16 protein-coding genes are annotated in these 18,974 nt (G+C 63.1%); 10 read left to right on the plus strand and 6 right to left on the minus strand.

From position 1 onward, the window contains the following. Positions 1–50: 50 nt before the first annotated feature. Positions 51–1,337 (minus strand): OmpP1/FadL family transporter, encoded by a 1,287-nt coding sequence (locus AC4BBN_RS16285; protein ID WP_490593050.1) that lies wholly within the window; start codon positions 1,335–1,337, stop codon positions 51–53. Between the two features lie 378 nt (positions 1,338–1,715). Here AC4BBN_RS16285 and AC4BBN_RS16290 point away from each other — a divergent pair, with 378 nt between their 5' ends. From AC4BBN_RS16290 to AC4BBN_RS16330, 9 genes are all read left to right on the plus strand, one after another. After that, complete coding sequence (locus tag AC4BBN_RS16290) at positions 1,716–4,028, plus strand: NADP-dependent malic enzyme (RefSeq protein ID WP_490593051.1); 2,313 nt, start codon at positions 1,716–1,718, stop codon at positions 4,026–4,028. Positions 4,029–4,147: 119 nt separating this feature from the next. After that, positions 4,148–5,179 (plus strand): ABC transporter substrate-binding protein, encoded by a 1,032-nt coding sequence (locus tag AC4BBN_RS16295; RefSeq protein WP_490593052.1) that lies wholly within the window; start codon positions 4,148–4,150, stop codon positions 5,177–5,179. A gap of 67 nt (positions 5,180–5,246) precedes the next feature. Beyond that, entirely contained in the window at positions 5,247–6,050 is an 804-nt protein-coding gene (locus AC4BBN_RS16300; protein WP_490593053.1) for an ABC transporter ATP-binding protein, read from the plus strand. Then, positions 6,047–6,814, plus strand: coding sequence for an ABC transporter permease (locus AC4BBN_RS16305; protein ID WP_490593054.1), 768 nt, complete (start codon positions 6,047–6,049; stop codon positions 6,812–6,814). Before AC4BBN_RS16300 ends, AC4BBN_RS16305 begins: the two co-directional genes overlap by 4 nt. A gap of 148 nt (positions 6,815–6,962) precedes the next feature. After that, positions 6,963–7,265, plus strand: coding sequence for a high-potential iron-sulfur protein (locus AC4BBN_RS16310; RefSeq protein ID WP_490593055.1), 303 nt, complete (start codon positions 6,963–6,965; stop codon positions 7,263–7,265). Positions 7,266–7,274: 9 nt separating this feature from the next. Next, positions 7,275–7,430 carry a DUF2256 domain-containing protein gene (locus tag AC4BBN_RS16315; RefSeq protein WP_490593056.1) on the plus strand — a complete coding sequence of 52 codons (156 nt, stop codon included), beginning with the start codon at positions 7,275–7,277 and terminating at the stop codon, positions 7,428–7,430. Further along, entirely contained in the window at positions 7,423–8,994 is a 1,572-nt protein-coding gene (locus tag AC4BBN_RS16320; protein WP_490593057.1) for a cryptochrome/photolyase family protein, read from the plus strand. The genes AC4BBN_RS16315 and AC4BBN_RS16320 overlap by 8 nt, the downstream gene beginning before the upstream one ends. A 39-nt stretch (positions 8,995–9,033) precedes the next feature. Further along, positions 9,034–10,308: an FAD-binding domain-containing protein gene (locus AC4BBN_RS16325; RefSeq protein ID WP_490593058.1), complete on the plus strand. Its 1,275-nt coding sequence runs from the start codon at positions 9,034–9,036 to the stop codon at positions 10,306–10,308. After that, the gene (locus AC4BBN_RS16330) at positions 10,241–10,996 is read left to right on the plus strand and encodes an SDR family NAD(P)-dependent oxidoreductase (protein ID WP_490593059.1); all 756 of its coding nucleotides are present in this window, start codon (positions 10,241–10,243) and stop codon (positions 10,994–10,996) included. Before AC4BBN_RS16325 ends, AC4BBN_RS16330 begins: the two co-directional genes overlap by 68 nt. Before the next feature lie 403 nt (positions 10,997–11,399). On the opposite strand, the gene AC4BBN_RS16335 is transcribed toward AC4BBN_RS16330, so the two are convergent. Beyond that, complete coding sequence (locus AC4BBN_RS16335; protein WP_490593060.1) at positions 11,400–11,957, minus strand: PEP-CTERM sorting domain-containing protein; 558 nt, start codon at positions 11,955–11,957, stop codon at positions 11,400–11,402. Between the two features lie 211 nt (positions 11,958–12,168). After that, positions 12,169–13,719: an FAD-binding domain-containing protein gene (locus AC4BBN_RS16340; protein ID WP_490593061.1), complete on the minus strand. Its 1,551-nt coding sequence runs from the start codon at positions 13,717–13,719 to the stop codon at positions 12,169–12,171. A 149-nt stretch (positions 13,720–13,868) separates the two neighbouring features. Between AC4BBN_RS16340 and AC4BBN_RS16345 the strand changes: the two genes are divergently transcribed. Beyond that, a complete protein-coding gene (locus tag AC4BBN_RS16345; protein WP_490593062.1) occupies positions 13,869–15,671 on the plus strand; it encodes a M14 family metallopeptidase in 1,803 nt (600 codons plus the stop codon). Positions 15,672–15,694: 23 nt separating this feature from the next. On the opposite strand, the gene AC4BBN_RS16350 is transcribed toward AC4BBN_RS16345, so the two are convergent. The 3 genes from AC4BBN_RS16350 to lpdA all read right to left on the minus strand — a co-directional run bounded on the left by AC4BBN_RS16350 (position 15,695) and on the right by lpdA (position 18,925). Then, positions 15,695–16,327 carry a hypothetical protein gene (locus AC4BBN_RS16350; protein WP_490593063.1) on the minus strand — a complete coding sequence of 211 codons (633 nt, stop codon included), beginning with the start codon at positions 16,325–16,327 and terminating at the stop codon, positions 15,695–15,697. Continuing rightward, positions 16,324–17,421, minus strand: coding sequence for a cell division protein ZapE (gene zapE, locus AC4BBN_RS16355; RefSeq protein WP_490593064.1), 1,098 nt, complete (start codon positions 17,419–17,421; stop codon positions 16,324–16,326). The genes AC4BBN_RS16350 and zapE overlap by 4 nt, the downstream gene beginning before the upstream one ends. Before the next feature lie 85 nt (positions 17,422–17,506). Beyond that, complete coding sequence (lpdA, locus tag AC4BBN_RS16360; protein ID WP_490593065.1) at positions 17,507–18,925, minus strand: dihydrolipoyl dehydrogenase; 1,419 nt, start codon at positions 18,923–18,925, stop codon at positions 17,507–17,509. Positions 18,926–18,974 lie beyond the last annotated feature (49 nt).

Below are 18,974 nucleotides of genomic sequence, written 5' to 3' on the forward strand. Positions count from 1 at the left end.
GGGCTTTTTGTCGTCAAAGCGCGGACGCATCCGCGCAATGGCTCAAACGATCAGAAGCTCTGCGAGTACTGCAGGCCCATGACCCAACCACTGTCCTTGTAAGTGCCATTCAAGGCGCCACGGCCGGCAGCCGCCTGGTTGTTCTGGATCTGCGCGTCCTTCAAGTACAGATAGGCCAAACCGAAGTCCAACGTGGAGGCTTGGGAGAGCTTCCACTGCGCGCCGGTCGAGAGCCAGATACGGTTGTTGTCCGGCAAAGAAGCCAGGCGCGTGCTGGCACCCTTGACCGGGGTCTGGTCATAGGCTACGCCGTACTTGAACTTCCAGGCATCGTTGTACTTATAGTTGGCACCCACCGCCACGCGCCAGGTATCGCGGAACTCGGTATCCAGGGTCTGCGCCACGGTACCTGCGGCCGCGCCCGAAGTGCGCACGATGTCGATCTTGGGAATGCTGCTCCAGCCGGTCCAGGACAGGTCACCCAGTAACTCCCAGCTCGGGTTGAGTTGGTGCGCCACGCTGGCGATGAAGGTGTCGGGCAAGGTCACGCTGGCCTTGACGTTGGCGCCAATCGCCGCGTTCACTGCGGCCGACGGGCTGCCACCCGTCAGCGTGCCCGTGAGGTCGTACTTGATCTTGGAGCGGTACGACACACCAACCTTGGTTGCAGGCGCGAGCTTGATAAGCGCACCCACGTTCCAGCCCCAGGCATTGTCGTCAATGCTCAGTGCCAGCGGCGTGTTGCCAGGCAAGCCTGGCGGCACGGTTGGCACCACCGCGAGTCGGCGCGAGTAGTCCGCCGTCAGGCGCTGCCAGTTCAGGCCAAAGCCCAAAGAGACAACATCATTGGCCTTCCAGGCGATCGACGGGTTGATGTTGTAGGTCTTGACATCGAATTGGTTCGATTGCGCGCTGCCGGTCCAGGGCGACTCATAGTCGGTCTTGGAGCCAAACGGCGCGCCGACGCCGATACCAGCGTACAGCCCGTCCTGCAGCTTCCACGACAGGTAGCCATTAGGTGCCACACCCCAGTGGCCGGCGTCGCCGCCCGAGCCTGCAGTGGCCAGCGTGCCGACCGAGGACCCTTGGTTCTGGAACTTGAAGCTGGGCTTGATAGCAGTCGCGCCTATCGAGTATTCGCGGTCTTTCAGCTCGGTCATACCGGCCGGATTGAAGTAGACCGTACTAGCGTTATCGGCCACCGCCGCAGAGCCGGCATAGGCATTGCCAATGCCGCTGGCGTTTTGCTCCAGCAGTTGGAAGCCCGACGCGCCGGCGCTACCTGCAAAAAGCGCGGCGATGAGCGCCGATAGATGTTTGAGGTTGTGGGTTTTCATCGTGTCTCCAAATTTGTTAATAATTGTGTCTGGTTTATGTCCCAGGCATGACACTGTACCAACGGAGATAAGCCACACAAAGCGTATCCGGGCTGTCAATGTCACCTGCGGAACAGCAGCAGAGCACGCGAAGCCGGGCTGCACGCTGATCTGCAGGCTGAAGTCGCACGCCAAGCGCGCCGACAAACGGCGGGACCTGGAAGACCTGCGCAGCGCCACCAGTCGATTGCGCGCAAGCTGGCGGACTGCGTGCACCAGCCGCATAACCCCATACACGCTTCGCATAACTTTTCGCAGCGTAAGTAGGCTCCACAATGTTTATGGCCTGTAGCTTGCGTTAGGCTTGCCTTTCATAAAAATTCTTCGAGGACACAATCAATGGCCAAAGAAATTTCCCCTGCCGAAATGGCTCTGCGCGACGCCGCACGGGAATACCACAGCACCCCCAGCAAGGGCAAGATTTCCGTCACCCCGACCAAGCCGCTGTCCAACCAGCGCGACCTGTCGCTGGCCTACTCGCCGGGTGTGGCCTACCCCTGCCTGGACATTGAGCGTGACCCCTCCCTGGCCGCCGAATACACCTCGCGCGGCAACCTGGTTGGCGTTATCACCAACGGCACAGCGGTGCTGGGCCTGGGCAATATCGGCCCGCTGGCGTCCAAGCCGGTGATGGAAGGCAAGGGCTGCCTGTTCAAGAAGTTCGCTGGCATCGACGTGTTCGACATCGAACTGGCCGAAAACGACCCTGACAAGCTGGTGGACATCATCGCCGCCATGGAGCCCACACTGGGCGGCATCAACCTCGAAGACATCAAGGCGCCCGAGTGCTTCTACATCGAGCAAAAGCTGCGCGAGCGCATGAACATCCCGGTGTTCCACGACGACCAGCACGGCACGGCCATCATCTCGTCCGCCGCCCTGCTGAATGGCCTGGAACTGGTTGGCAAGAAGATTGAAGACGTCAAGGTGGCTGTTTCCGGCGCTGGTGCCGCTGCCATCGCCTGCCTGGACGTGATGGTTGGCCTGGGCGTACAACGCAAAAACGTGTTTGTATGCGACTCCAAGGGCGTGATCTACCACGGCCGCGCCGGTGGTTTTGACGCGTCCAAAGAGCGTTACGCCCAAGACACCTCGGCCCGCACGCTGGCCGACGCGGTCAATGAAGCCGACGTATTCCTGGGCTGCTCCGCCGCCGGCGTACTGACGGCCGAGATGGTCAAGACCATGGCTGCCAAGCCCATCATCCTGGCGCTGGCCAACCCCGAGCCCGAGATCCGCCCCGAGCTGGCCAAGGCCGTGCGCCCGGACTGCATCATCGCCACCGGCCGCTCCGACTACCCGAACCAGGTCAACAACGTCCTGTGCTTCCCCTACATCTTTCGTGGCGCGCTGGACTGCGGCGCCACCAAGATCACCGAAGCCATGAAGCTGGCCTGCGTGCGCCAGATCGCCGACCTGGCCAAGGCCGACATCAGCGAAGAAGTGGCCGCCGCCTATGCCGGCAAGGAACTGGTGTTCGGTAGCGACTACCTGATCCCCACCCCCTTTGATTCGCGCCTGATACTGCGCATTGCACCCGCCGTGGCCAAGGCCGCTGAAGAGTCCGGTGTGGCCACCCGCCCCATCAAGGACATGGAGGCCTACCGCCAAAGCCTGTCGCGCTTTGTCTACCAAACCGGCATGTTCATGCGCCCGGTGTTCAGCGCTGCCAAGGCTGTGCCCGCCAACGCCAAGCGCGTAGCCTATGCCGAAGGTGAAGACGAACGCACACTGCGTGCCGCCCAGCTGGCGGTGGACGAAAACCTAGCCCACCCCATCCTGATCGGCCGCCCCGCCGTGATCGAGGCCCGCATCCTCAAGGCCGGCCTGCGCATCCGCGTCGGCGTGGACGTGGAAGTGGTCAACCCCGAAGACGACTCCCGCTTCCGCCAGTACTGGGAAACCTACCACCGCCTGATGGGCCGCCGTGGCGTGTCGCAAGACGTGGCCAAGGCCGCCGTGCGCCGCTCCAACACCACCATCGCCGCGCTGATGGTGCGACTGGGCGATGCCGACGCCATGCTGTGCGGTCTGCTGGGCCGCTACGAAGGCCATCTGCAGCACATCCGCGACATCATCGGTCTGAAGAAAGGCGCCTCCGGTTTCGCCGCGCTGAACGCGCTGATGCTGGAAAAGCATACCCTGTTCATCACCGACGCGTTTGTGAACGAAGACCCGACAGCCGAGCAACTGGCCAGTATTGCCGTCATGGCGGCCGACGAAGTCAGCCGCTTCGGTTTGCCACCCAAGGTGGCCTTCCTGTCGCACTCCAACTACGGTTCGTCGGACCGCCCCTCGGCCCGCAAAATGCGCGCGGCCCACGAGCTGTTCAAGGCCATGGCGCCCGACATCGAATCCGATGGCGAGCTCCAAGGGGATGCGGCCCTGTCGCAAACCATGCGCGAAGCCTCGTTGATGGACGCCGAAACCAATCTGCACGGCGAAGCCAACCTGCTGGTCTGCCCGAACCTGGATGCTGCCAACATCTTGTTCAACGTGCTGAAGATGACCGGCGGCCAGGGCGTGACCGTGGGCCCGATCCTGCTGGGTGCCGCCGCGTCCGCCCACATCCTGACCCCATCGGCCACCGTGCGCCGCGTGGTCAACATGACGGCACTGGCCGTAGCCAACGCTGCTACCGTGCACAAATAAGTGCCAACGCCCCTCGGGCAACCGAGGGTCTCAAAGAACGCACCTACACGGTGCGTTTTTTTATGGGCTTGGGCACCTTTTTTGCTCTAATGCAGGAAACCTCTGTTTCTGGAGCCCCCATGACCCAACGCGTCTTTTTGCAGTCTGCCCTGGCCTGCGCCGTCTTGCTGGCCACCGTGCCGGTATTTGCCCAGACCACGCCCATCAAATTCCAGCTGGACTGGCGCTTTGAAGGCCCTGCCGCCCTGTTCCTCACCCCCGCAGCCAAGGGCTATTTCAAGGACGCCAAGCTGGACGTGACCATTGATGCCGGCAACGGATCGGGAGGCGCCGTCACCCGTGTGGCATCGGGCGCCTACGACATGGGCTTTGCGGACATGGCGGCACTGATGGAGTTCCACGCCAACAACCCCGACGCAGCCAACAAGCCCGTCGCCGTGATGATGGTCTACGCCGACACGCCCGCCTCGGTGATGGTGCTGAAAAAGTCCGGCATCAAGAACCCTGCCGACCTCAGCGGCAAAAAGCTGGGTGCCCCGGTGTTCGACGCTGGCCGCCGCGCCTTCCCCATCTTCGCCAAGGCCAACAACATCACCGGCGTGCAATGGACCAGCATGGACCCACCGTTGCGCGAAACAATGCTGGTACGCGGCGACGTGGACGCCATCACCGGCTTCACCTTCACCTCGCTGCTGAACCTGGAAGCCCGCGGCACCAAGTCCGAGGACGTGCTGGTCCTGCCCTACCCGCAGTTTGGCGTGAAGCTGTACGGCAACGCCATCATCGCCTCGCCCAAGCTGGTCAAAGAGAACCCGGCCGCCGTCAAAGCCTTTTTGCAGGCCTTTGCCAAGGGCATGAAGGACGTGATCGCCAAGCCTGCCGCCGCGATTGAGGACGTGAAAGCCCGCGACGGCATCATCAACAGCGCGCTGGAACTACGCCGCCTGAACATGGCCATCGACACCGCCATCAACACCCCCAACGCGCACGCCGAAGGCTTTGGCAAAACCACGCCGCCACGCCTGTCGCTGATGGCCTCGCAGGTGTCCGACGCCTTTGCCACCAAGACCCGCGTGAACCCGGACGCGGTGTGGAACGGCAGCTTCTTGCCCAGCACCGCCGAATTGAATGTACTGCCGGTCAAGAAGTAGCTACTATCTTTTCAATAGCTGCCTGCGCAGATATATCCTGCGCTAGCGGCCTATTTCTTATAAATTTGTGCAAACACCTTTTGTAGACTTCTCGGACGTCTGGCTGGCCTATAACGACGCGCTGCTGGCGCAAAACCAGTTTGCGGTGGAGGCCATTGACCTGCAGGTGCAACAAGGCGAGTTCATCGCCATCGTTGGCCCCTCGGGCTGCGGCAAGTCCACCTTTATGAAGCTGGCCACCGGGCTGAAGATGCCGTCCAAGGGCCACATCCGCATCGACGGCCAGCCGGTCACCGGCCCACTGAAGATTTCCGGCATGGCCTTCCAGGCGCCGTCGCTGCTGCCCTGGCGCACAACGGTGGACAACGTGCTACTGCCGCTGGAGATCGTCGAGCCCTACCGCTCCAACTTCAAGACCAAGCGCAAAGAGTATGTGGAGCGCGCCCGTGCGCTGCTGCAAAAGGTCGGCCTGGCCGGCTATGAAGACAAGTTCCCCTGGCAGCTGTCGGGCGGCATGCAGCAGCGCGCCAGCATCTGCCGCGCGTTGATCCACCAGCCCAAGATGCTGCTGCTGGACGAGCCCTTCGGCGCGCTGGACGCCTTCACCCGCGAAGAGCTGTGGTGCATCTTGCGCGACCTGTGGACCGAGCAGCGCTTCAACGTGATCCTGGTGACGCACGACCTGCGCGAAAGCGTGTTCCTGGCCGACACGGTCTACGTGATGGGCAAAAGCCCGGGCCGCTTCATCGTCAAAAAGCAGATTGAGTTGCCCCGCCCGCGCGAGCTGGAGCTGACCTACACCCCCGCATTCAGCGACATCGTGCACGAGTTGCGCGGCCATATCGGCAGCATTCGAAAGACCTCGCCATGAACGCCAAGACCCTGGAACGCTGGTCACCGTGGGTGCTGCTGGTCGCCATCGTGCTGCTATGGCAGGGCATCTGCAGCGCCTTCGACGTGTCGGAATTCATCTTCCCCAGCCCCTGGCGCATCGCCACCCAGTTGGTGGAATTCAAAGGCCCGATTGCCCTCCACGCCTGGCGCACCTACTGGGTGACCATGGCCGGCTTTGGCCTAGCGATCGTGGTCGGCGTGCTGCTAGGCTTTGTGGTCGGCAGCTCGCGCCTGGCCTACGCTGCCATTTACCCGCTGATGACGGCCTTTAACGCCCTGCCCAAGGCGGCCTTCGTGCCCATTCTGGTGGTGTGGTTTGGCATTGGCACCGGGCCGGCGATATTGACGGCGTTCCTGATCAGCTTCTTCCCCATCATGGTGAACATCGCCACCGGCCTGGCGACGCTGGAGCCCGAGCTGGAAGACGTGCTGCGCGTACTGGGGGCCAAGCGCTGGGATGTGCTGGTCAAGGTCGGCCTGCCGCGTTCCATGCCCTACTTTTTCGGCTCGCTAAAGGTGGCGATCACGCTGGCATTTGTGGGCACCACGGTGTCGGAGATGACCGCCGCCAATGAGGGCATTGGCTACCTGCTGATCTCGGCCGGGTCATCCATGCAAATGGGCCTGGCCTTTGCCGGCCTGATGGTGGTGGGCGCCATGGCCATGGCGATGTACGAGCTGTTCAGTTTTGTCGAAAAACACACTACCGGTTGGGCGCACCGAGGCTCACAAAACGAATGAGAATAGTTTGCGCGACAGTAGCAGAGTTAAACCGCCGGGCATTGATTTTCGTCAGTAGCCTCATGGCCTGATGTGCGTATGCTGCGGCTGCCGTTGCTATTGACGGCAGCCGTCCGCAGTTTTAAGCGGGCGCTCATAAGGAAACCCCATGAAGACCCAACGACGCGTATTTTTGATGGCAGTCGCCGCCGGCGGAGCCGCACTGAGCACTTTGGCACGCGCCCAAGCCAAGGTCGATGACAAAGACCCCCAAGCCGCTGCACTCGGCTATGTGACCGATGGCACCAAGGCTGACGTGAAGAAATACCCCAAGTACGCCGCCGGCCAAAACTGCGGCAGCTGCGCCCTGTACCAAGGCAAGGCCGGCGACGCCACCGGTGCCTGCCCGCTGTTCGCTGGCAAAGTGGTCGCAGCCAAGGGCTGGTGCAGCGCCTGGGCCAAGAAGGGTTAATTCCGCTCCATGCCACCTACCTCGTTCAAAGGCAACAAACAGTCCTTGCCGAGCAAACTCTGCGCAGCCTGTGGCCGTACCATGACCTGGCGTAAACGCTGGGCCAAAACCTGGGACGAGGTGAAGTACTGTTCAGACGCCTGCCGCAAGGCAAAAAATGCTTAGGCACCTGGTGCTTGTGCTGGGCGACCAGCTGAACCTGGACTCTTCGGCTTTCGATGGCTTCGACCCCGCGCAGGACGCGGTGTGGATGGCCGAGGTGGCCGAAGAGTCCACCCACATCTGGTCCAGCAAACAGCGCATCGCGCTCTTCCTGACAGCTATGCGCCACTTTGCGCAGGCCCTGCAAGCTGCAGATCTACCGCTGCACTACACCCGCATCGACCAGCCGGACAACTGCGGCAGCCTGGCGGCCGAACTGCTGCATGCTATAGAAAAACTAGCGCCTCGCGCAATCATTCTCTGCGCCCCAGGCGATTTTCGTGTTTTTAAATCTGTCCAGGCCGTAGTCCGGCAAGCCAGCATCCCCCTGGACGTGCGCGACGACCGGCACTTCTACGCCACCGTGCGCGAGTTCGCCGCTCACGCCAAAGACCGCAAGACCATACGCCTCGAATACTTCTACCGCGCCCTGCGCAAACAGCACGCCGTGCTGATGGAAGGCGACCAGCCCGCAGGCGGCCAGTGGAACTTCGACGCCGAGAACCGCGAAGCCTTTGGCAAGGCTGGCCCCGGCGCCGTGCCACCCCGCAGCACCTTCGCGCCCGATGCCACCACGCAGCAAGTCATCGCGCTCGTCAACACCCGCTTTGCCAGCCACCCCGGCACGCTGGACAGCTTTGCCTGGCCCGTCACCCGCGCGCAGGCACTACAGTCGCTGGACGCGTTCATCCAACAGCGCCTGCCGCTGTTCGGCCGCTACCAGGACGCGCTGTGGCCGGGCGAGGCCTGGCTCTACCACTCGCACATCTCCGCTGCGCTGAACCTCAAGCTGCTGGACCCGCGCGAGGTGGTGGCCGCCGCCGTAGCGGCTTATGAAACCGGCCACGCACCGCTGGCCTGTGTTGAAGGCTTTGTGCGCCAGATCCTGGGCTGGCGAGAATACGTGCGCGGCATCTACTGGACGCAAATGCCCGGCTACGCCGAGCGCAATGCGCTGCAGGCACACGAGCCCCTGCCCGCCTGGTACTGGACCGGCCAGACCGACATGGCCTGCCTGCGGGACGCCATTACCCAAACCCTGGCCCACGGCTACGCCCACCACATCCAGCGGCTGATGGTGACCGGCCTGTTCGCCCTGCTGCTGGGCGTGGAGCCACAGCAGGTGCACGCTTGGTATTTGTCGGTCTACGTCGATGCGGTGGAATGGGTAGAGCTGCCGAACACCCTGGGCATGGCGATGTATGCCGACGGTGGGCTGATGGCCAGCAAGCCCTACATCGCCACCGGCAAATACATCGAGCGCATGGGCAGCAAGCAGCACTGCGCCAGCTGCCGCTACGACCCTGCCCAGCGCGAAGGTGAGCGGGCCTGCCCCTACACCACGCTGTACTGGGACTTTCTGGCGCGCCACGAAAAGCTGCTGTCCACCAACCCGCGCATGGCCTTGCAGGTCAAAAACCTGGCCCGGCTGAGCGACGCGCAAAAGCAGGCCGTCGCCGAGCGCGCCGCCGCTATACGCGATGGCACTGTGGGGGTAAATAGCGCAGCGGCCCGCCATGGCATTTAGGGGGTGTTAGCGTCACGGTCCTTCGACGTATTGGCTGACATGACGCTCCACACTCCCACCTTGGCAAGGGCACAAGCCCTTATGCAGGCCGTGCGCCCTGCCGACTATGCGCGCAGCCGCAATGCCATAGACGGTGCAGTGACCGGCTTGTCGCCGTACATCACCCACGGCCTCCTCACCCTGCCCGAGGTGCTGGCCAGCGTGGCCGCGCAGCACAGGCTGGACATGCAGCACAAATTCGTTTTCCAGCTGGGCTGGCGCGAGTACTTTCAGCATGCGTGGGGGCACCGGGGCGCAGGCATCTTGCAGTCGCTGCATGCTGGCCCGCTGCCCGACAGCAGCTACGCCCCCGAAGTACCCGCAGACATCCGCCAGGCGCGCACCGGCATACCCGCTATCGACACCGCAGTGCGCACGCTGTATGCCACAGGCTACCTGCACAACCATGCGCGCTTGTGGCTGGCCAGCTACGTGGTGCACATCCGCAAAGTGCATTGGCGCGCCGGCGCCGACTGGATGATTGCCCACCTGCTAGACGGCAACCTGGCCAGCAACCACCTGAGCTGGCAGTGGGTGGCGGGCACTGGCAGCAGCAAGCCCTATCTATTCAACGCCGAGAACGTGGCCAAATTTGCCCCACCCGACTGGCACAGCCCCGGCAGCGTTATCGACACGTCGTACGAAGCGCTGGACGCCATCGCCCGCAGCCCGCAGGCACTGACAAGCCCAGCCGCTGCACTAGGCGTAGACGAACCCGCAGTAACTCACACCCCACCAGACGCCACTGCACCCGATGCCGCACTGGTCGCTGGCCGCGACGTCTGGCTGGTCCACCCGTGGGCGCTGCGCCTGCCGCCGGATCTGCCGGCTGGCACGCTGTGCATCGGCATCTACCTTGCAGAATTTCATAGCACCTGGCCCTGGAGCCACCTGCGCTGGAGCTTTGTCAGCACCCGCATGGCCGAGCTGACCGACCTGCGCTGGCATGCCGACACCGCCGCGCTGCAACAGGCCCTGCGCGGCGCGCGTTCGGTGCGCACCGTGGCCGACCCGCATATTGATTTGGGCGCCATCGCCCAGGTGCAGCCAGCCCCCACCCTGTTCGCCGAAGTGGCCCACCCATGCACCTCGTTCTCCCAGTGGTGGACGCGCAGCACCCGCAGCAACCCGCATTTGCGCGACCTGCCCGGCTTGACCGGCCTATCGGCAGGCCCCTTGTTTGACCCTCCCCCAGAAAGAGACGCCCATGACGACACCCACAACCTCCCCCCAGATAGCCCTGGTGACCGGCGCCCGCGGTGGCATAGGCCGTGAAGTCGTAGCCCAGCTACGCCTGGCCGGCCACCGCGTAGCAGCCGTGGGCCGCGACGCCGCCACGCTGGCCGAGGTAGCCGCCGATGCGCACATCGCCGCCGACACCACCACGCCCGAAGGCGCGGCAGAAGCCATCGCCGCCTGCGTAGCCCAGTTGGGCGGCCCGCCCACGCTGCTGGCCCACTGCGTGGGCAGCACACTGATTGCGCCCCTGCACCGCAGCACGGCAGCCCAGTACCGCGAGGTGATGCGCATCAACCTGGACAGCGCCTTCTTCATGCTGCAAGCCTGGGTGGAAGCTCTGCGCGTAGCCAAGCTACCGGGTGCCGCCGTGCTGGCGTCCAGCGTGGTGTCGCGCATAGGCGTGGCCAACCACGAGGCGATTGCCGCAGCCAAAGGCGGCATAGAAGCCCTAGCCCGCAGCGCTGCCGCGACCTACGCCCCGCTAGGCCTGCGCGTCAACGTCGTGGCTCCCGGCATGACCGACACCCCCATGACCGCCAGCATGCTGCGCATGGACGCCATGCGTGAAGGCGCAGGCAAGCAATACCCGCTGGGCGGCGTACAGACCGCCGTGCAGGTGGCTGATGCCATGGCCTGGCTGTTGAGCGACGGCGCGGCGCGTATCACCGGACAGGTGATAGCGGTGGATGGTGGGTTTACGACCGTGCGGCCCCTAGTACGGTAGGTGTGGACGCTAGTGGGAATTGCTATTAAATTCGTAGCTACTACCGCATACAGAACATGCGCCAGAGCTATTTTTCACCAACATAGTTGCCCACAGTTGCACACCTACTGGCACGGTCAAGCTGCGCCTACCGGTTTATGCCCACCACGGTGACGCCATGCGGGCACGCATGCCTATCCATCGCTTGCACCTGCCGCAAACAAAAAATCCCTGCAACTTTGTGGTTGCAGGGATTTCAGGAATGGGCCTAAGTGGAGATATGAACTGCGGTAAAACCCAATTCACCGGGCCTTCTACTCTCAATAAGTTACCGACCATTCCCCGCCAGCGAAGACCACTTCACCAGATACCTGGTTGCGAGCAAGGTTCGGCGCACGCATTCGATGGCATAACTGCCCAAGGTTCAGCTCCAGCGACGACGCACAGCTGCCAAGCCAACCAAAGCCAGCCCAACCAAGGCAATAGAGTTGGGTTCCGGGACGGTCGAAGTTGCAACAACCGGGGTGCCGTCGCTGAAGACAAAATTGCTACGGTCTAAATCAGAAGCAAAAATCCTCACCGAATCCAAATCGCCACTCGCAGCGCTAACGCGAAATCCAATAGAAAACACCCCGTCCAATAATTCCGGTATGGATTCTAAGGAGCCCAAAACTAGCAGTTGTCGATTGAAACGCTGGGATAAGAACGAACGTTGCAGCCCTACTCCATCTAAATCACCAAAGATATCGATATCTACAGATAAATGATCCCACGCAGCCCCGGAAACATCCAAGCGGATAAGCTGATAGGCCCCATTGGGCAATTTCGGTAAGCTAAAGTTGTAAATCAAATCGTCACTTGCACTTGTTCCTACAGGCACTGGAACCGCATGCGCCGAAGTGCCTACCAGGGCCCCCACCATGCCGGCGGCAAGGCACAAATGCTTAAGAGACAAAGCGGTGAAGATCTTTTTGATGCGCATGGCCGAATAACTTTTCTTGAATATTGAATGGGAGGGGTGTTTCCCGCCGTTATCAGCACCATGTGTGCCACGTCAAAATAGTTTTTTTAAATCATCAACTTGCGCGGAAAATTTGCACGGCAACCAAGGCAGTTGTCAAAAAATCCGACAGGGCTAACAGATGTTGGCACTGAACAATCAATAGGTCAGCGCTGATAAGCAGCAATAGTGGTCAAAACAAGTCGAGCTGGGCTGACGGCGCTGGCGTACGTGGCGGTCGGTTGCGCTTGCTGCCGGTAGTGGTGGGCAAGCCAGCTTTGCGCGACCCATGCTTGTCCTGGATGGCGTTCGCCTCGGCCTTGGCTTTCGGGGTGCCGCGCAGGCCGTAGAGCCGCTCTTTGGCCTGTTTCACTGCCGCCGCGTCGTCCACGATGGGCGCGGGGTAATGCTGGCCTATCACGCAGCCTGCCGCACGCTGCTGCGCCGCGCCCATCAGCCACGGCGTAGGCAGCAGAGACAAGGGCACGTTGGCCAATTCGGGCACCCAGCGACGGATGAACACGCCGACCGGGTCGTGGTCTTGCGCCTGCTTGGTGGGTGAGTAGATGCGCAAGGTGTTGATGCCGGTGGTGCCGCTTTGCATCTGCATCTGGCACCAATGGATGCCGGGCTCGAAGTCCAGAAACTGCCGCGCCAGAAACAAGCCGGTCTCGCGCCAGTGCAGCCACAAATGGTAGGACGCAAAAGACACCAGCATGGCCCGCATGCGGAAGTTCAGCCAGCCGGTGGCTTTGAGGCTGCGCATGCAGGCGTCCACCATCGGGTAGCCGGTCTGGCCGGCGCACCAGGCGTCAAACCGCCCAGCGTCAAAATCGTCTTCACGCAGGCCGTCGTACACGCGGGCAAAATTCTGCTGTTCGATCTGGGGCGCGTCCTCCAGCTTTTGCATGAAATGGCAATGCCAGTGCAGGCGCCCGGCAAAGCTGCGCAGCGCGCCCAGCCAATGGCGATCTTCCCCATCACCCGCCTCGCGGACGGCGCGTATCCGCACTTGCGTGGCCTGGTAGACCTGGCGCACGGACAGTGTGCCAAACGCCAGGTGCGGGCTCAAGCGGCTGCAGCCGTCTTCAGCGGTCAAAGGGCTGGACAAGGACTTCGCATAGGCCCCGCCCCGCATGTGCAGAAAGCTCTGTAGAACGCCGTGCGCCGCTGCCTCGCCGGCGGCCTGCACGCGGCGGCCATGGGGCTGCAGGCCCAGCTGGCCCAAGGTGGGCAGATCGGTCAGCGCCACCCGAGGGCCTCGCCAGCCCGGCGGCATATCAACCTGGGGCTGGCCCATGCGCTGCTGCCAACGCTCGGCCCAGCCGTTGCGCGAGCGCAGGCGGCGCACCACGCCGGTCTGCGCAAACTCTTGCCAGGCGATACCGTGGGCGCGGCACCAGTCGGCCACCGCCACGTCCCGCGCATAGCTCCAGCCCGGGCCGGTTTCCTCATGGCTCAGCAGATGCGCCACGCCATGGCTGCGCCGCAGCTGTGCCAGCGCCTCCAGCACCGGCCCCACGTGCACCAGCAGTGGCAAGCCGCGCACAGCCAATGCCTGGCGCAACTCCGCCAGGCACTGCAACGCAAACTCCACATGCTGGCTATCGCACTCGGGGCTGTGCAGCCATTCCGGCTCCAGCACGAACAGGCCCAGCACCGGCCCGGGCAAAGCCGCAGCGGCAGCCAATGGCGCGTGGTCGGCCACCCGCAAATCTTTCTTGAACCATACGACAGTACACATGCCGACACTGTCGCCGATTTCAGTTTCCGCCGGTGTGCAGCCCGCAAATGCCCCCCACAATGTGCTGCCAGCGGACTGAGGATTACCGATACCTTCCGTTAACATGCCGCATCCCATAGCAGAGCAGTTTGGCCACCATGACACCTCGTATGCGCACCGCCTCTCCCGTGCTCCCTGCCACCCGCCCGGTCTATGCGGCCTGCCTTGCCGCGTTAGTGCTGCTGCAAGCTGCTTGCTCGTCCACGCCGCTGCCGCCCTGGCCCTCGTCCGCCGACACAGCTGCGCCGACACGCACCGCGCCGACACCGGCACCCACACCTAGCAAGCCAGCGGCAGAGCTCCCTGCGGCCGTGGCCAGCCCGGTTAACACCCCGCAGATCACCACGCCTGCCGATGCCGGTGCCGGTGCCGACGCCACAGAGAGCCCGGCAGTGGCTGCGCGCTTCCCTGCCCCGTCGCTGGCCTACAGCACACCCGGCCTGCAAAGCGGACGCAACAGCTTTACCACCAACCCGGAAATCATCGATTGGCTCAACGAGCTGGCAGACCACCCCAGCCAGGGGGTCAAGGCCACAGTACTGTCCATGGGCCAGTCGCAGCAAGGCTCGCCCCTGGTGGCCCTGCTGCTAACCCGGGCCTCCAGCCCCGACGCCCCTACGGTGCTGGCCACCGGGCGACCCACCGTACTGCTGGTGGGGCAGCAGCATGGCAATGAACCCGCCGGCAGCGAAGCGCTGCTGGTGGTGGCCCGCGAGCTCAGCCAGGGCCTGCTGGAGCCCTTGCTGGACAAGATCAACGTCATCATCGTGCCACGCGCCAACCCGGATGGAGCCGCCGCCAACCAGCGCGCCACCGCCAACGGCATCGACATGAATCGCGACCACCTGCTGCTGAACACCCCCGAAGCCCGCGCCCTGGCCCAGCTGGAGCGCAGCTACCAGCCCATGGTGGTGGTAGACGCGCATGAATACACGGTGGCTGGCCGCTACCTGCAGAAGTTTGGTGGCATCCAGAAGTACGATGCACTGCTGCAGTACGCCATGACGGCTAACCTGCCCGAATTTCTGACCCGGGCCTCTGAGGAGTGGTTTCGCCGCCCCTTGTTGAGCGCCCTGAAAGACCAGAAGCTCAGCAGCGAGTGGTACTACACCACCAGCAACACGGCGGACGACCTGCTGGTCTCCATGGGCGGCACGCAACCCGATACCGGGCGCAATGTCAACGGCCTGAAAAACACAGTCAGCATGCTGGTCGAGACCCGGGGCGTGGGCCTTGGCCGCCAGCACATCCAGCGCCGCGTGCACACCCAGGTCACGGCCATGGTCAGCATGCTGCAAAGTACGGCCAGCCGCAGCGACGAGCTGAACAAGCTACGGCCTTATATGGAGCGTGACGTAGCCAGCCAGGCCTGCCGTGGCAGAGCCGTGGTGGAAGCCGGCCCCACCAGTGCCCAGTACACACTGACCCTACTGGACCCGAACACCGGCGCCGACCGCAAGGTCACGGTGGACTGGAATTCCGCCCTGGAGCTGCAAAACACCAAAACCCGCAGCCGCCCCTGCGGCTACTGGCTGTCGGCCAGCTCCACACTGGCCGTGGACCGCCTGCAGATGCTGGGCGTGCAAGTGATGCGGGTGATGGAGCCTGGCGCCCTGATGGGCGAGTCCTACCTGGAAAGCAGCCGCAGCGAAGGCAGCCGGCAAGACGTGCGCGGCACCATCCAGGACGGCACGCCCATCGTCCAGACCAAGGTCACGCTGATACCGGGGGTGGTGGATGCGCCGCAAAACAGCTTTTATGTGCCGCTGAGCCAGCCCCTGGGCAACCTGGTGTTGGCGGCCCTGGAGCCAGACACGCAGAACAGCTATTTCGCCAACCACCTGTTGGATGGCTTGCGTGACCTGTCACGCGTCACGGCCGAGCCGACGGTACGGATGGAGAAGCTGCCCTGACTTCAAAGGGCTGCGTTTGAGCCTCAGGGTGGCAGCGGTGCCGCCGGCGTCTTGGTGTTTTCAGCGTTGCGCTTGCGCGTCTGCTCAGCGTGTTCGGCGGCGTCCTGCTGCTTGCGCAGATAGCGCTCACGCTCTTCCCCGGCCGTCGCGGCCTTGCGCGCGCGGGCGGCCTGGGCTTCTTCAAAAGCCTTTTGCTTGCTGTCCAGCGTGGCTTTGCGGGCGGCTTTTTCTTGCGCGGCCTGGGCGGCGGTATGCGGTTGGCGTGGCGTCGAAGGGGTGGGTGTACGCACCTTGCCCACGCTCTTCTCACCCGGCGTGGCACTGGCCGGCGGGCTTTCTTCGGCGGCTTTTTGCTCCATGCGCTGCAGCTGCTCGGCGCCCTTGCGCTTGCGTGCGGCATCGTTGAGCAAAATCTCCTGGCGGCGCAGGTCGGCCATCTGGTCACGTCGCTGGGCGCGGTTCGCATCCCGGCAGTCGTTCACGGCAAACTTCTGGAAGCAATGGGCCTCTTCGTTGTCGAAACGCTGCTGCACCTGTGCACGCTCGGACTGGATGCGGATGCGCTCGGCCTGCTCGGCGTCGGCCGTGGCATCGGTCTGGGCCTGGGCCAAGGTAGCCCCCAGCAGACAGAGACAAAGAATCAGGGGCTTTTTCATGTGATGTGCGTATCGACGATACGGCGCTCCAGCGCCAGGAATTCGGTGGACTGCATCTCGGTCAGGCGGGACACGGTACGCGGGAACTCGTGGGCCAGCGGGCCGTCGGTGTACAAGGCCTCGGGTGCCACGGCGGCCGACATGATCAGCTTGCAGCGGCGGTCGTACAGCACGTCCACCAGCCAGGTAAAGCGCCGCGCCGGCGACGCCATATTCACGGGCATGTGCGGCACATCGCTGAGCAGCACGGTATGGAACTGGCTGGCGATTTCCAGGTAATCGTTTTGCGAACGTGGCCCGCCGCACAGCTCGCGGAAATCGAACCACACCACACCACCCGCCTTGCGCCGGGCCCGTATCTCGCGGGCCTCGATGTGCAGTATGGGGTCTTCATCCTGTGTCTCGGCCAGGCGGTTGAAGGCGTTGGTCATCTCCTGGTCCGCTTCAGGGCCCAGCGGGGTATGGTAGAGCTTGACCTGCTCCAGGGTGCGGCGGCGGTAGTCGGTGCCGTTGTCCACGCTCAGCACTTCCAGCTTTTCATTTAGCAAGGCAATCGCAGGCAGGATGCGGTCGCGGTGCAAGCCGTTGGGGTACAGGTCGTCGGGTTTGAAGTTGGAGGTGGTGACAAAGCCCACGCCGTTGGCAAACAGCGCGGCCAGCAGCCGGTGCAGGATCATCGCGTCGGTAATGTCGGCTACGTGGAATTCATCGAAACAGACCAAGCGGTAGCGCTTGGCCATGCGCTTGCCCAGCTCGTCCAGCGGGTTCACCGTGCCCTGCAGCTCTTGCAGCTCTCGGTGTACCTCGCGCATGAATTCATGGAAGTGCAGGCGGGTTTTGCGCTTCAAGGGCACAGCGTTGTAGAAGCAATCCATCAGAAAGCTCTTGCCACGCCCCACCCCGCCGTACATGTAGACGCCGCGCGGAATCTCCGGGCGGTTGATGAGTTTTTTGAGCGCGTTGGAACGCTTCTCTTTGTACGCTGCCCACTGAGAAGCACAACGCTCCAGTGCTTCCACGGCGCGCAACTGCGCCGGATCGGCGGTGTAGCCACGCTGGGCCAGTTCTGCCTCGTAGGCCTGTTTGACGCTCAAAGAGAAAAACTCCGGTTGCTACAAATTAAATAGCTGCCAGCGCAGATAGATTCTGCGCTGGCAGCCCTTTTCTTCTAAAACTGGATTAGAAGTTCAGCGTACGCTTGTCCACGGCCAGAGCGGCTTCCTTGGTGGACTCGCTCAAGCTGGGGTGGGCGTGGCAGATGCGGGCAATGTCTTCCGCGCTGGCGCGGAATTCCATGGCCATCACGCACTCGGCGATCAGCTCGCTGGCCTGGGGGCCAACGATGTGCACGCCCAGGATTTCGTCTGTGGCAGCATCCGCCAGCATCTTCACCATACCGGTGGTGTCGCCCAGCGCACGTGCGCGGCCGTTTGCCAGGAACGGGAAGGTACCGGCCTTGTAGGCACGGCCTGCACCCTTGAGCTGCTGCTCGGTCTGGCCCACCCAGGCGATTTCCGGGTTGGTGTAGATCACCCAAGGCACGGTGTTGAAGTTCACATGGCCGTGCTGGCCGGCGATGCGCTCTGCAACCGCCACGCCTTCTTCCTCGGCCTTGTGCGCAAGCATAGGGCCGCGCACCACGTCACCCACCGCCCAGACATTGGGCAGGTTGGTCTTGCAGTCGCCGTCCACCGTGATCGCACCGCGCTCGTCCAGGGCCAGACCCACCACTTCGGCACCCAGGCCAATGGTGTTGGGCACGCGGCCGATCGAGACGATCAGCTTGTCCACGTCCAACGACTGGGCTTCACCCTTGGCGTCGGTATAGGCGATGTTCACGCCCTTCTTACCCGTTTTGATCTCGCCGACCTTCACGCCCAGGTTGATCTTCAGGCCTTGCTTGTCGAAAGCCTTTTTGGCTTCCTTGGCGATCTGCTCGTCCACCGCGCCCAGGAAGGTCGGCAGACCTTCCAGGATGGTGACTTCGGCACCTAGACGGCGCCAGACCGAGCCCATCTCCAGGCCGATCACGCCGGAGCCGATCAGGCCCAGCTTCTTTGGCACAGCGCCGACGCGCAACGCGCCGTCGTTAGACAGCACCAGCTCTTCATCAAACGGCGTGCCGGGCAAGGCGCGGGCGTTGGAGCCGGTAGCGATGACGATGTGCTTGCCGACCAGGGACTCTTCGCCCACCGTGATTTCGTAGCCGCCGTCCTTGGCTGCGGCGAAAGTGCCACGACCGTGGAAGAAGGTGATCTTGTTCTTTTTGAACAGGTACTGGATACCGTCGTTGTTCTGCTTCACGACGATGTCCTTGCGGGCAATCATCCTGCCCACGTCCATCTCCAGACCGGACACGGAAATACCGTGGTCGGCGAAGTGGTGGCTGGCCTGGTCATAGTGCTCGCTGGATTGCAGCAGCGCCTTGGAGGGGATGCAGCCCACGTTGGTGCAGGTGCCGCCCAGAGCGGGGCCGCCCTTGGCGTTCTTCCACTCGTCGATACAGGCCACGTTGAAGCCCAGCTGGGCTGCACGGATGGCAGCAATGTAGCCACCGGGGCCGCCGCCAATGACAATCACGTCAAAATTCTTGCTCATGAAAACTTCCAATCTGATTACGTAAAGACCCATGGAACAAGGGCAGCCT

Source organism: Rhodoferax sp. SPJ21, from assembly GCF_058216335.1.